Source organism: Psychrobacter sp. M4, from assembly GCF_055699795.1.
In genome coordinates this window covers 1776424-1791803 of the sequence record NZ_CM146740.1, presented here as the reverse complement: position 1 = coordinate 1791803, position 15380 = coordinate 1776424, and the positions used below count along the sequence as shown (strand labels likewise).

9 protein-coding genes are annotated in these 15380 nt (G+C 43.5%); 4 read left to right on the top strand and 5 right to left on the bottom strand.

The window, feature by feature from the left end:
- Window positions 1–72 precede the first annotated feature (72 nt).
- Window positions 73–3336, top strand: coding sequence for a type ISP restriction/modification enzyme (locus tag ACR63N_RS07290; protein ID WP_472781768.1), 3264 nt, complete (start codon window positions 73–75; stop codon window positions 3334–3336).
- A gap of 31 nt (window positions 3337–3367) precedes the next feature.
- Window positions 3368–4111 (top strand): M90 family metallopeptidase, encoded by a 744-nt coding sequence (locus ACR63N_RS07285; protein WP_472781767.1) that lies wholly within the window; start codon window positions 3368–3370, stop codon window positions 4109–4111.
- Window positions 4112–4286: 175 nt separating this feature from the next.
- Here the strand turns inward: ACR63N_RS07285 and ACR63N_RS07280 are convergent, their stop codons facing one another.
- Window positions 4287–4886, bottom strand: a complete 600-nt coding sequence (locus ACR63N_RS07280) for a hypothetical protein (RefSeq protein WP_367107413.1) — start codon at window positions 4884–4886, stop codon at window positions 4287–4289.
- A 217-nt stretch (window positions 4887–5103) separates the two neighbouring features.
- On the opposite strand from ACR63N_RS07280, the gene ACR63N_RS07275 reads away from it, so the two are divergent.
- The gene (locus ACR63N_RS07275; protein WP_367107414.1) at window positions 5104–5589 is read left to right on the top strand and encodes a hypothetical protein; all 486 of its coding nucleotides are present in this window, start codon (window positions 5104–5106) and stop codon (window positions 5587–5589) included.
- A gap of 814 nt (window positions 5590–6403) precedes the next feature.
- Here the strand turns inward: ACR63N_RS07275 and ppc are convergent.
- The 4 genes from ppc to ACR63N_RS07255 form a co-directional block, all read right to left on the bottom strand.
- On the bottom strand, window positions 6404–9178 hold the full coding sequence (ppc, locus tag ACR63N_RS07270) for a phosphoenolpyruvate carboxylase (RefSeq protein WP_201574755.1): 2775 nt from the start codon (window positions 9176–9178) through the stop codon (window positions 6404–6406).
- 270 nt (window positions 9179–9448) lie between these two features.
- The gene (lldD, locus tag ACR63N_RS07265; protein WP_472782694.1) at window positions 9449–10591 is read right to left on the bottom strand and encodes an FMN-dependent L-lactate dehydrogenase LldD; all 1143 of its coding nucleotides are present in this window, start codon (window positions 10589–10591) and stop codon (window positions 9449–9451) included.
- A 99-nt stretch (window positions 10592–10690) separates the two neighbouring features.
- Window positions 10691–12463 carry a D-lactate dehydrogenase gene (dld, locus tag ACR63N_RS07260; RefSeq protein ID WP_472782693.1) on the bottom strand — a complete coding sequence of 591 codons (1773 nt, stop codon included), beginning with the start codon at window positions 12461–12463 and terminating at the stop codon, window positions 10691–10693.
- Entirely contained in the window at window positions 12460–14163 is a 1704-nt protein-coding gene (locus tag ACR63N_RS07255; RefSeq protein ID WP_472782692.1) for an L-lactate permease, read from the bottom strand. The genes dld and ACR63N_RS07255 overlap by 4 nt, the downstream gene beginning before the upstream one ends.
- A gap of 242 nt (window positions 14164–14405) precedes the next feature.
- Between ACR63N_RS07255 and ACR63N_RS07250 the strand changes: the two genes are divergently transcribed.
- Entirely contained in the window at window positions 14406–15311 is a 906-nt protein-coding gene (locus ACR63N_RS07250; protein ID WP_472782691.1) for a LysR family transcriptional regulator, read from the top strand.
- Window positions 15312–15380: the final 69 nt, after the last annotated feature.

Genomic DNA, 15380 nt, shown 5'->3' with positions numbered 1-15380 from the left:
TAATATTGGTAGAATGATCGATACCTCAATATCAACCTTCAAAAGATTGCTAACTAATATTAAGAATTCTTTATGTCAATTGTTTTAAACCGTACCAATCAAGCTGTCAATAATTACGTCACTAAAATAGCCCAGCGTGTCAAAGACGGTCATACCTCCGAGCATACCTTTCGTGGGGATCTCGAAATCCTAATCAATGCGCTCGTGCCAGCGGTCAACGTCACCAATGAGCCAAGCCAAATCACCGACTGCGGCAACCCCGACTTTTTAATCAGCGCCAAGGACATTCCTATTGGCTTTATCGAGGCCAAAGACGTCGGCAAGGATTTGGGCGCACGCCAGTACAAAGAGCAGTTCGATCGCTACAAGGCAGCGCTGGATAATCTGATAATCACCGACTATCTCACCTTTGAGTTTTATGTCACAGGCGAGCGCATTCATGAGGTCTGCGTGGGTACGCTTGAGGCGGGCAAGATCGTCCCTCAAGAGGAGAACTTCGGGCGATTAGCTGAGTTATTAAAAGACTTCTGTATCTACGTTGGGCAAACCATCAAGTCCGCTCAGCGCCTCGCGGTACTTATGGCGGGCAAGGCCAGACTCCTTGAAAATACTCTATATAAAGCGCTGACTAGCGATGAAGAGTCCAATGCCAATACTGATTTGCGCGAGCAGTTCAACACCTTTAAGACCGTGCTCATTCATGATTTGACCCCAACCGACTTCGCTGATATCTACGCGCAGACCCTCGCTTATGGTATGTTTGCCGCGCGCTTGCATGATGACACGCTCGATACCTTTAGCCGTCAAGAGGCCGCCGAGCGTATCCCAAAGACCAATCCGTTTTTGCGCAGGCTATTCTCTCATGTCGCAGGCGTCGATATTGATGACCGTATCAAGACCACGGTTGACAACTTAGCCGAGGTATTTCGCGCGACTGATGTCGCCGCTATTCTCAAAAACTTTGGCAAAACCACGCAAACTCAAGACCCGATCATTCACTTTTACGAGACATTCCTCGCGGAATACAATCCCAAATTGCGTAAGCAGCGCGGGGTTTGGTACACGCCTGAGCCTGTCGTCCAGTTCATCGTGCGTGCGGTCGATGATATCCTCAAATCCGAGTTTGATCTGCCAGACGGCATCGCTGACACCAGTAAGATTGAGATCGAAACGCAGACGCAAACGCCCGATAGCCGTACCAAGACGGGTTATAAGATGGTCAAAGAGCTGGTACACAAGGTACAGATACTCGACCCTGCGACAGGGACAGGCACGTTCCTCGCGGCGATCATTCAGCATATCTTTCACAGTCAGTTTGAGAATATGGGCGGTATTTGGAGCAGTTATGTTGAGCAAGACCTACTGCCGCGCTTACATGGCTTTGAGCTACTGATGGCAAGCTATGCAATGGCGCATCTCAAGCTCGATATGTTACTCACGGACACAGGCTACGAGCCGATCAACCCCAAACGCTTGCAGGTCTATCTCACCAATTCGCTAGAGGAGCATAACCCAGATACGGGTACGCTATTTGCCGGCTGGCTGTCTGCTGAGGCCAATGAAGCCAATGCGATCAAACGTGACGCGCCTGTGATGGTGGTGATTGGTAATCCGCCGTATGCGGTGAGTAGTACCAATAAAGGGGAGTGGATAGAAGGTTTAATGAATGACTACAAGAAAGACTTAAACGAGCGCAACATTCAGCCGTTATCCGATGACTATATTAAGTTTATTCGTTATGGTCAGCATTATATTGAGAAAAATGGGGAAGGTATTCTAGCTTTTATCACTAATAGTAGTTTTGTTGATGGAATCATACATCGTCAAATGCGTAAGAGCCTGCTTGAAACATTTGACAAAGTTTACATTCTTGATTTACACGGTAACTCTAGAAGACAGGAAACAACGTCTAGTGGTAGTACAGATGAAAATGTCTTTGATATTATGCAAGGTGTGTCCATTAATATATTTGTTAAAACAAGACAGAAAAAGGAAAGTGAATTAGGGAGGGTTTATCATTATGACTTATATGGACGACGTAATGACAAATATCTCTTTTTGAAAAAAAATAAATTATCTAATATTGACTTTGTTGAGTTAAAAACCGAAAAACCGAATTACTTTATGGTACAAAAAGACTTTAAGTCTCAAAATAATTATGAGAAAGGCTTTTCATTGACTACATTGTTTCCAATTAATAACGTTGGAATAGTAACAGCTAGAGATAATTTTACTCTCCATGACAATAAAGAAAACTTATTAGCTACATTAAGTAAATTTAAAGAGTTAAACGAGCAAGAAGCTAGACAACATTTCAATCTAGGAAAGGATTCGCGGGACTGGAAAGTAGATTATGCGAAGAAAGATGTTCTTTGTGACGGTGTATACATAAAAGTTTCATACCGTCCTTTTGATGAAAAATGGACATTTTATACTGGCAATTCTAAAGGGTTTCACTGTTATCCACGGGACTCGATTATGAAAAACTTTCTAAAAAACGATAATTTAGGATTAATTGCTTCAAGGCAATGTTCAGATAATTGGAAATATGTTTTTATTACGAAATTGATAGGAGATAAAAACTATATAGGTACTGCTGGGAAATTCGGTGCAGGAAATGTGTTCCCATTGTATTTATACCTATACCCAGAAGAAGACGCGCAAACTGAGCTATTAGAAGAAAAAGGTAAAAACAATCCATCCCGTAAACCAAACCTCGACCCTGAAATCGTTGCCGATATTGCCAAAGCGATTAAGTTAACTTTTACCGCTGAAAAGGAAGATCAGGGCGCTGATTCAAAAACCACGTTTGCGCCAATAGATATTCTTGATTATATCTACGCTGTTTTGCATAGCCCGACGTATCGTGAGACTTATAAAGAGTTCTTAAAGATAGACTTCCCGCGTGTGCCATATCCCAGCGATGCCGACACTTTTTGGCAACTCGTCGCACTCGGTGGTGAGCTGCGCCAAATTCACTTATTAGAATCCGCACAATTATCCGAGCAGCGTAAAGCGCTAGGACTTGGCTATCCACAGCAAGGGGACAATAGCGTCACCCGCAAGATGACCAAGACCAGTATTGGTTTTGAACCTGATGAAAGCGATAATACTATTGGTAAGGTTTGGATCAACGATAGCCAGTACTTTAGCAATGTACCGCTAATCGCATGGGAGTTCTATATCGGTGGCTACCAACCTGCGCAAAAATGGCTCAAAGATCGCCGCGAGCGTACCCTTGATCATAACGACGTTGGACACTATATGAATATCATCGCCGCTTTGAGTCTCACCGATACGATTATGCAGCAGATTGACGCAATAGATATGCTTTAATGAACAAAAGATATTTTTATGGGACAAAACCATGTTTGAGATAATAAAAGACTGGCGCAACCAGCGCATACTTGATAATAGCGAATTCACGCAAGCCGACTGGCAGCAAGCGGCAGGGCGCATTGTGATACTAGATAGGCTTGGTGAGGATGAGCTAAATCGTCTGTTTGAGCTGGCAACTTTGTTTTTGGATGATAAATCAATCACCGGCGCGCAAGGCTTTGAGATTACCGATAAGGTAAGGCTATCTATTGCTTTGCAGGCCTGCTTGCCGATCCTAAATCTAGGACTGGAGTGGTACAAAGGCTGGTCATCAATCATTATTTATCCGGGGTCTTACAAAAGCGACACCAAGACAATGGATGAGTTTGGCATTGTCCATGAAGGTCAGCAGCACCGTAGCGGGGAGGCATGGCAGCGCGGGCCTGTAGTACTGTCATGGAAGGATGCCAAGCACTCAGGTGAGCGCGACGGTCATAACGTGGTCATTCACGAGTTTGTGCACAAGCTGGATATGTTAAACGGCCGCGCTAATGGCTTTCCGCCCCTGCAGCCAGATATGGACCCGACGCGCTGGACTGAAATTATGAGCCGCGACTTTGAAGATTTTCAAAAGCACCGCAAATCAGGCCTTGATCGTTATGGCGCGACCAATCCAGCGGAATTTTTTGCGGTATTGAGCGAGGTGTTTTTTGAAACCCCGCAAAAGCTGATTGATGCTTATCCTGACATTTACGAGATTATGGTGAAGTTCTTTCGGCAAGATCCATTATAATGATTTTTTATTAAAAAACCTTTATAACCAATAGCTTACTTGAGGTTTAGAAGGTTTTTGTAGGACAGGTTAGCTAAAACCATAGCCTATACCAAATGTTTATAATAATGAATATATCTAAAGGCAGTAAAAGAAAAGAGTAGTGTGCTAATATTTTAATATATAAATCAACACTTTACGTCGTCCATTGCTCATTCACAATAGCCACCAAATAACGCTGGCCTTGATATTCATCAAACACCAAGCGCATGATGCGCCAATCCATTCCAGAATACTCCTCTGTGCCTTTATAATAAAACTCAACAAAATCAGAATCTTGATAGATTTTATCTATATTATTGATCATGTTGCCGCTGTGTTTAAATTCATTAACGCTAGGCGTAGATTCATTAAATTTACTAGCATCCACCCAAGTGTCGAGATATTGTGGCAGCGATATAATTAAAGGCTCACCAGTACCATCCAAAGCACCCCAAGTGAAGCGTATTTTGGAGTCATTCAGATATTGTGTGTATTGCTCACGGCTAAACACTTTATCAGTCTCAGGGCGCACATAGGTATACATTGAGAAGCTTACACCGCGTGTCGGATGGATGTCATTAGTGATGCGAGCGTAGTCGTTGTTTGCGAGTGCACGCTGGATACGTAACGCTTGTTGTCTGAGAGTTTGTTGACTAATATCTGCGACAAATGATGTCGATGAGTTGCTATTGGATTGATTAGAAACAGTTGCATTCGATTCAGCAGAAGATTGGCAACCGGTGGTAACTAACATTGAAACAAGGCACACAGGGGCCAATAGTTTACAAAGATAAGACTTAGAAATATTAAAACAAGATGACAGCACCATAAAATATCCTCATCGTAGCTTACTGCTTGAATAAAAGTAGAGTTAGACCCATATAAATACTAAACAATTATGCAGTAAAATGATAGTTTATATTTGTTTTAATGAATTTAATACTAGGACTGTCTAGTTCATGGAGGACACCATGCAAAAAACGATATTTTCTATGATAGTGCCAATAGTAGGTTTTTTCGCTGTGACCGCTAGTGCTGAGTTAACAGAGCCATTAACGAAGGTTTCAGCTATAAAAGTTGATACTATTGCCAAGATGTACCAGCAAGATGTGAATAATCAAGGTCAAGATTATCCGGTTGTGCTGCAACAATATGGTAGTCCAGAGCTACAAGCGGCCATGCAGCTTGAGCAAGATTACTTTGATAAAGAGCAAATGTCGTGTCATATTGGTTATGATGTGTTGTGGAGCTCGCAAGATCCTGACTATGAACAAGACAAGCAGTTTTCGGTGACCTCAAAAGGATTGGTTCAAGTCAGCTTAGCGCAAGGCAATGATGTTTATTATGAGTTGTCGTGTGATAGGACTGACGATAAAGCAGTTTGCCAAGTGACAGATGTGATATTGGACGAAGATGGCACATCTTTGCAAGAGCATTTACTCAAGAATTGTCGTTAGCTGCAATCTGAAATATCGACACCGTTATTGATATTGAGGATATCTAAGTATTGAACAAATACTTGTAAAGATGAATGAGAAAATTTGCAAACCATACTAGATAAATATCACACGCTAGACTCTTAAGACCGTTGGTTTGTTTTCGCATAATGTATATTATGTTAAATGATGGCTGTGTGGTGTTGAGTTCATGATATCTGTTTAATGCCTTCTAGCTCAATAGCAACACATAGTCTACAACTTATTATTCGGTTCTTACTTTGACCTACTTCACTATCTATTATAGTTAAACAGTTCTTACGATCTGCCTGGGGTTTTTGTACGCCTAAATATTTTTGGACTATAGTGTATTTTTGATTTAGCTCAATGTACTTATTAATACCAATAATGCGTTCAAATCTTGCCAGTACACCAACTTGCTATTCGGTGATTCCCACATGCTTTGTATTGAAGTATTATCAAAGCAATTGTCATGTTCTGATCTTTATCTTTAGCCTCTAAAATTATTGACCCCTATAGTCAAATCTATATAAACAAACTTGATATATTTTAGTTAGGCAGCCTGACGATAGAAACTCACCCACATCTGCATCCGTAATCTAGAGCTCAAAGGAACTACTAAAAACTGACTTATTCCATCTATTATCATTTGTCATAACGTTTCTTATAAAGATAAAGATTAGTTCCTCATACAGACATTCAGCTACTAGTATAGCTGAATGTCTAAATTAGTTAACCCTACACTTCTTCAACCTTCCTAAGTTGATTAGAGTAAAGTAATGTATTTAGGTATCTGAATGTACTTCTCTAGCAATCATCCCGTATTTCGCAAACCTGCTGCTAAAGCATTGATACTGCGTACTAAAGTATCTTCAACAGCAAGATCACCGTCATTACCAGTAGCATCTTTTTGTCTGGCACGTTTTAACAGCTCGATTTGTATATAGTTAATTGGATCTAAATAAGCATCTCGCCATTCAAGGGAAGCGGCAAGATTCTGCTGATGCGCCAATAATGAGGTCTGATTAAGCAGGGAGTTTAAACCTGAATAAGTCAGCTCATGCTCGTCAGTCACCGCTTTCATAATCTGTTCACGTAAAGTCTCATCGTCACATAATTGGCTATAGGCATGAGCAATACTCATATCAGACTTAGTAAACGCCATTTCAATATTGCTAATAAACACGTTAAAAAATGGCCAGTAGTCAATCATTTCCTTCATTAATGCTTCATCATCGATGACGCTATGCAGTGCACTGCCAACGCCATACCAAGCTGGCAGTGTAAAGCGCGCTAATGACCAACCAAATACCCAAGGAATGGCACGCAAAGTGGTTTTACTTGGTAGGCCTTTATTACGGTGCGACGGACGTGAACCAATATTTAATAAAGATATTTCTGCCACTGGCGTCGCTTGTGAGTAGAATTGATAAAAGCCTTCGGTATGGTCAGTCAGCTGACGATAATGCTGTTCACCCGCGTCTGCTAAACGCGCAAAGAGTGCTTCGTAATGTGGCAACTCAGGCGGTTGTATTACAAATTTTGAGGAGCAAGCTTTGAGCGTGCCAGTGATACCCATGGTCAGCTCAAATACCGCAGTATCAGTGTTGGCATATTTGGCATAAAGAACTTCGCCTTGTTCGGTCACTTTGATTTGCCCATGCAGTGTACCGGCAGGTTGCGCCGCAATTGCTTTATGGGTTGAGCCTCCACCACGACTGACTGAGCCACCACGGCCATGAAACAAGCGGGTTTTGATACCATATTCCTCAGCGATACGGTTAATGGTTTGCTGCGCGCTATACAGCTGCCATGCAGAGGTGATAATACCGCCATCTTTTGATGAATCTGAATAACCCAGCATGATTTCTTGCGTGTTATCTAAGTGTTGCAGCAACCCTCGATAAAGCGGATTATCCAAGACGGCAGGTAAAATCTTATCGATATTTTTAAGGTCTTCGATGGTTTCAAACAAGGGTGCGACGGGTAAGTCAGCGGACAGTTGCCCTTCGTCATTCACTGTACATAAGCCTGCAAAGCGCATGAGTAGTAACACTTCTAATAATTGACTGGCGTTATTGGTCATTGATATGACGTAACTGCCGAAAGTATCTTGCCCGACCAGTTTACGTAAGGTTGCCACAGAGTTCATCAAAGCCAATTGTTCGCGTGTTTTATCACTCAAGTTATCGGTATAAATGAGCGGTGTACCGGGCTTTTCAAGTAAGCGCGTTAGCCATTCTTGGCGCTCAGTTTCAGTGAGCATTTGATAATCTGGCAGATTAGAGGCATTGGCAAAAATATCGGCTATCACCTCGCTATGATAAGAGGACTCTTGACGAATATCGAGCGCTGCCAAATGAAAACCACAGGTTTTGACCAAACGAATCATATCAAGTAATAAGCCTTCGCCATGTGCCGTATCGTGAGTATTGACACTTTTCCGAATGATGCGTAAATCTTCTAACAATTCTTGCGGATTGGTGTAAGCATCTTTTTCAGCCTCGCTATCACTACCTTTGCTTTGAATATGGCTATTAGTCGATTTTATTTTGGCAAGAATAATCGATAACAGTCTTCGGTACGGCTCATTGTTGTAATCGTCAGTATTGTAATCAAAGACTCGTCTGTCGAGCTCACGATAACTTTCAATTTTTGTATACACGTCAGGTTCGATAGCGACAATTGTATCGCTGTGAATCAGTTCACGACGCAATTTTTTGATCAACACTTGATAGTGACGCAAGACGGTATTGGCATGCATCAATACGGCCATTTCTGTGGTGTCATGAGTGACAAAGGGATTGCCATCTCTGTCACCACCGATCCAAGAACCAAAGCTCATGAACGCCGGTAAGGGATAGTCTGTTAGCTCAGGATAGATATCAACAATGGCGTCTTTAATATTACGGTAAACTTTGGGAATGGCGCTGAATAAACTGGCATTGAAATAATGCAGGCCATTATTGATCTCGTCATAGACTAAAGGTTTACGCGTCCGTACTTCATCAGATGACCATAATAAATCAATGGTTTGCGCCGTTTGTTCTTTCGCTTGCTCATAGGCGAAACTGTTTTCAGGAAGATTATTCAAAGCATCGCTATGCTTGAATAAACTCTGCAATAGATTCATCGTCGTACGGCGACGCGCTTCAGTCGGATGGGCGGTGAATACTGGGATAAATTTTAGTTGCTCAATCAGCTCTTGCATTTGGGCGGGTTCAATATTGCGCTCACGACATTCAAGCAGCGTACGCCGAAACGAGCCTTCCCAGCTATGTTCCGATTGCATACGCAAGGCTTGACGTTGTTCTCGTAAGTAATTTTCTTCACTGAGATTGGCTAAGAAGAAATAGATAGAAAAACTGCGGATGACATTTTTTAAGGTTTGGTTGTCTAACGAGGCAATAAAGTCGATGAGTTGTTGCTGGTTCGCTGCGTTAGGCGCCCGGCGTTGCTGGATAAAACCTTGGCGTAGGGTTTCAATCGTGTTGAGTGTTTGTTCGCCCGTTTGCCGAGAAATCGCCTCTCCTAGAAATGAGCCTAATAAGCTGATGCGTTCACGTAGTACGTCGTTATCAATAGTCATCCTTGATCTCCTGATCAAATTCATTCAAATATAGTCGTGCGGTCTTAAATGTAGGTTTTCTATGGTGTAAGCCATTTAACCTGTTTATGTGGATCTCGAAGCTCTCGCTTCTCATCAGCCAAGACGTTGTCAGCTTTATGTATTAATCATTTATTTTTTGGTGATACTGGGTCAGCCATTCCTGTAATGGTATATCTGTCTATCCCTAGTCAGCCAACAATATTATGAGTTTCATTATTACGATTGATGACTAAACTAACGGCTTCAAGTTTAATTATCCAGTTTTACTAAACAGTCAGAATTAATATCAGCAATCGTTTTGGCGCCAGTCAAGGTCATCGCGACGCGCATTTCTTTATCTAGCAGTTCTAGCAAATTGCTTACCCCTGCACCGCCATTCGCTGCTAAAGCATAGATAAAGGCGCGCCCTAGCATGCAAATATCAGCGCCCAAAGCCAACATACGCACAATATCTAAGCCATTACGTATACCAGAGTCGGCTAAAATTTTAATCTCTCCTTTAACTGCATCGGCAATAGGAGGCAGAGCACGTGCACTGGATAAAACACCGTCCAGCTGTCGCCCACCATGATTGGATACGACTATACCGTCTGCCCCAAAACGCACCGCATCTTTGGCATCTTCTGGGTCCAAAATACCTTTGATGACCATAGGTCCATCCCAGTACTCACGAATCCAATCTAAATCTTTCCAAGAAATAGAGGGATCAAAGTTATCACCTAGCCAGCCTATATAATCCTCTAGCCCTGTTGACTTACCTAAATAAGTAGAGATATTGCCCAGATCGTGCGGACGGCCATTTAGTCCTACATCCCATGCCCATTGCGGATGCGTCACAGACTGGAAGTAACGGCGCATAGCGGCATTTTTACCGCTCATGCCAGAGTGCATATCTCGGTAGCGTGCGCCTGGTACCGGCATATCCACCGTAAAAACCAAGGTCGAGCACCCCGCCGCTTTCGCACGCTCTAAGGCGTTTTTCATAAAGCCTCGGTCTTTTAATACATAAAGCTGAAACCACATTGGACGGATGATTTTAGGCGCCACTTCTTCAATCGGACAAACCGAAACCGTCGACATGGTAAACGGAATGCCTTTTTGATCGGCTGCCATAGCGGCTTGTACCTCGCCGCGACGTGCATACATACCTGTGAGACCGACTGGTGACAATGCGACAGGCATGGATAGGGTTTCGTTAAATAATTGCGTCTCGAGACTGAGCTGTGACATATCACTTAGTACACGTTGCCTAAGAGCAATTTTTGATAAATCTTCAACATTACGCTTTAAGGTATATTCCTCATAAGCACCGCCATCTATATAATGAAATAGAAATGGTGGCAGTCTGCGCTTGGCAGCAGCCCTGTAATCGTTTGGAGATGAAATAATCATATGCTTACCCTTTTTATGCTGTTAGATATCTATATAATATTTTTGAATGCATTATTGTGTATAGCTTAGTGCTAAACGATCTACTTCGTGATCTAGCTATCACAAACAGCATGAGCAGTGACGTTTATTTTTTGATGTTTTACCAATGCCAGGATTAAAGGTATTGGTTGGGTCTAAACTTTTATAGAAGTTCTGCAAATCAGGTTCTGCTTCATATAAGTGTCCGACATTATGTTCAGCAGGATATTTTGCGCCGCGTTGATTCAACAGCTCTAGCATCATCGTTTTCACATATTGAGCATCACTACCCTTTTTCAAAATATAGTCTTGATGAAACACATAACAAAAGAAGTGTCCGTAATATAACTTCATTTCTAAATGCTGTGTAATTGCTTCAGGTAGGGTTTCAAGCCACTCTAATTCATTACGTGGTATAGCAATATCGAGCGCTAATATCTCGCCTACTTCTTTTTCATGGATGACCTCATATCTTAATGCTGCACCGGCGGCTGCGAAACGGTTCAAAAAAGCACTTTCTGACTCTTCTTTACTACATTCAAAATAGCTACCGGTTTTTGATGCCGCAAAAAACGACTGCAAAAATTCTTGAGCTTCCACTATCCCGTCATCACTCATTTTTATTATGAGATGATGCTCGTACTTATCACGGTACGCTAGCATGCGCTCAGGTAAATGTTTTGGAAATAAGTTAGCTATAAACTGCATGACTTTATCGGTGAAATGCTTTGGCATCCACGACCACTTATGAAATTTAGCGTCAATAGCGCCTTTGATAGAGAATAACCTTGGTAAGGCATCTGTGCCGAGATGCTTGATACTTAAAAAAGTGTCTTTACCGTATTTAGCGGATACATCAAATATATCGCGATGCATATATTCGCCAACTTCGGGGGTATTTTTGAAAGTTGATAATATCTGCCTTCTTAACTGGGCAAGCTCACTGACACTATTACTGCCTATATAGAAAGCTTTCTCTTTTGTAGCGGTTGGATAAGTATCTAGGCGTACTGCAAATACCGCCAACTTGCCTGCACAGCCACTGGCTTCATACAGTCGGCGCTTATCAGCATTAAAGCGGCTTGGCGTACTTGCATCAATATCTTTTACTCTGGCGATATATTCTTTGTCTGATGCCATCTTGCCACTGTCAGGTAGCTTCCTCTTATCAAAATCACCATTTTGCAATCTCGTCAGTATTTCTTCCGGGGTATCCCCTAGCCCTATATCTAAGTGATTGACCAACACCAACTGACCTTGTGTGTTAATCTGCGCAAACAAAGCCAACTCAGTGTAAGCAGGGCCTCTTTTTACCAAGGACCCTCCCGAGTTATTCGAAATCCCACCAATAATAGACGCCCCTAAAGTCGAGGAACCAATCACCGAATGCGGCGCTCTATTCACCGCTTTCAGCTGACTTTGTAGTTGGTGTAGAGTCGCCCCAGCCAAACTGATTACTTGCTCATTATCATTTATCAAATACAATTGGTCTATTGCCAGCGTATTAATAACCACCACAGGTCTATCGTAGTCATTACCGCTTGGCGTTGAGCCCTCGGTTAGGCCTGTTTTTGCCGCTTGCATGATAATAATGCAGTTACCCTCAACGCACACTTCTAGGCAACGCCAAATTTCCAGCAAGGTTTGCGGAAACAAAACCGCTAAAGCGTTACCGCCACCAGAGCGCCATCCCATTCTATAGTATTCGTTTTTCTCTGGATCAGCCTGGACATTGCGAGTGCCCAGTACGTCTGTGAGCTTATCCAGGACTTGATCAGGACTGAATATCCCCTGAGAAGGAATGTTTGCTGAAGAGATACGATCCTCCTTATCTCGTGACGGTGTGTCATTCATGATATTAGAGGACCTTGGTAACTAAAAATATAAATGGCGGCCATAACGATGATGCCACTGAACAACACATAATAGATGGTTGGTAAGATGGTGCGTCTCAGCGTCGCGCCCTCCATCCCAAGCAGCCCAACGGTTGCTGATGCGGCCACCACATTGTGAATGGCAATCATGTTACCCGCCGCGGCGCCAACCGCTTGTGCTGCGATGATGAGTGAGGGCGAGATGTGCAAGCTCATGGCCGCTTCATACTGGAACTGACTGAACATCATGTTTGACACGGTATTCGAGCCTGCGATAAACGCACCTAGGGCACCGATGGTTGAGCTGATCAGCGGAAAGGCGCTGCCAAACGTGCCTGCAAACAACTCAGCACTGGCAACTGGCATACTTGCGACATCGGATAGATTGACCCCAGAGTTGATAAAAATCCGAACCATAGGGATGGTAAAAATAAGCACAAACCCAGCGCTTAAGACGGTTTTGCTTGATTCGCTCAAAGCATCACCCAGCGCACGCGTTGGATTTTTAGTTTGTACAAAAGCCGCGATTAAGGCGCTGATTAACAACAGGCCGCCGGGCAAGTATAAAGGGCTAAAACCTGCACTGATATCGGCCTCGCCCAAAATCGTATTAAAATCTAGCGTGGCGCTGCTGAGCAAGTCCTTAAAGCCAGCAAACATTCTCGAACACACCAGTAGCAGCGCCACTAGTAAGTAAGGAAACCATGCCATCAGCGTAGACATAGTCTTGCCTGCTGGGGTGGCCACATCTTCTTTGCTGACCACCAGTTTACCCATCCAATCGCTTGGCCAGCTGCTTTTGGCTTCAAAGTCCCACGTGGTCTTTGGTACCAAAAATCCTTTTTTAGCCGCCTGAATGACAATCGCCACACTGACCAGTCCACCAATCAACGATGGAAATTCAGGACCCAAGAAAATACCCGTTAAAGTGTAAGGTACAGTGAAGGCCAACCCTGCAAAGATGGCAAAGGGCCAAATGGCTAAGCCTTCTTTCCAGCTTTTATTTTTACCAAAAAAGCGGGTGAGCATCATCACCATCAGCAGCGGCATAAACGTCCCAATCACACCGTGAATGATCGCCACTTGGGTGGTAATCAGTTGTAGAAATTCTTCCCATTGCATGCCTTCTTGCGCCAGCAGCGCACTGATGGCCACGGTATCTAGACCCTTATTCACCCCAATAACAATCGGCGTACCGACCGCCCCGAACGATACGGGCGTGCTTTGGATCATCATCCCCATAAGCACCGCACCCAATGCAGGAAACCCTATCGCGACCAGCAGCGGTGCCGCAATTGCAGCTGGTGTGCCAAAGCCCGATGCACCTTCCAAAAACGTACCAAAACACCATGCAATGATGATGGCTTGCACTCGGCGGTCAGGCGATACGTTGATAAAACCTGCGCGAATCACTGCAATAGCGCCCGTGTGTTTTAGAGTATTTAATAAGAACAGGGCACCAAATACGATCCACAATACCGATATCGTAATCACGGTCCCTTGAAGAATAGAGGACGACACGCGGTTAAACGTCATGTCCCAAATAAAAAGTGCGAGCGCGGCAGTCACCGCCAAAATGATCGGCATGGTTTTTTTGGCCGACCATTGTAGACCAATAAGAAATACGCCACTGAGTATGATTGGCAATAGGGCAAGTAGCCCATAGACAGTCTGATTCAAAATTCCCTCTCCCTGTTATCGTCTGTGCATCCTTGAACACCACTCTTAAACGCCGCCCTTAAACACAGTCCTTACATACAGCCACTCAATCGCTCAGATTAACAGCCTCATTGTGCTTAGGGTAGAATTCACACACTCTAACTTTACGCTTTACAAGTGCAAAGATAAACAGCATGATCAGACAAGGTTATTTTCCTTTTTTGCTATAATACGAAATATATTACCCTAATTAGAGAATCGGTATGATCAAAGCTGACGACATGGTTTTGTTTGTTTTGGTGGTCGATGAAGGCTCTTTTTCCAAAGTTGCTGACAAACTGGCGCTGACCAATTCTGTAGTGAGCAAACGTATCGCGCGCCTAGAAGCCAACTTAAATGCACAATTGCTCTACCGAACCACCCGAAAACTCAGCTTGACCGATGCCGGCCGAACGCTGTATCAAAAAGCCAAATTGGCTCAGCTTGCCTTTCAAGAAGCGGAAAATGCTGTCATCGGCTATGGCGAAAACATGAAAGGCTATATCCGCGTCACCGCCCCTGTGGTCTCTTCTGACTTACTACTCAGCACGGCTATCGCTGAATTTTGTAAAAAATATCCTGAGATAACCGTAGAGCTATACATCACCAACCGTTTGATTGATTTGGTCGAAGATGGCTTTGATTTGGCCATCCGAACGGCGGAGCTTGAAGACTCCTCCTTGATTGTCAAACGCCTGATAGACAGTCAATGGGTGATTTGCGCCTCCCAAAATTACCTCAACAAATATGGTACGCCGCAAACCCCCGCCCAACTGCAAAATCATGATTGCCTGATTTATAAATTTGACAATACCAGCAGCGACTTGTGGCCATTATTTGAAGACGGCGCGGAGCTGCTGTTGCCTGTATATGGGCGCTTTTATAGCAATCATTTAAGCGCCATCAAGCACGCCGCGCTTAGTGATTTGGGCATTGCCTTTTTGCCGCAAGCCTTGGTCTATAACGCGTTACAAGAGCAGCGCCTCACGCAGATTTTGCAGCCCTTTACCCGTAAGCGCATGGGCATGTACGCGGTGTATCCCAAATCAAAACAGCCTGATCAAAAGCTCAAATTATTGGTTGCTTATTTGCAAGACGCGCTAAAAGACAAAGAAGCCTACTACTGCTAAAGCACTAGTTTTATAAGCGGCCTCACACCCAACTGTTTTATCAGATATAAAAAAGCCACCTGTTTGGGT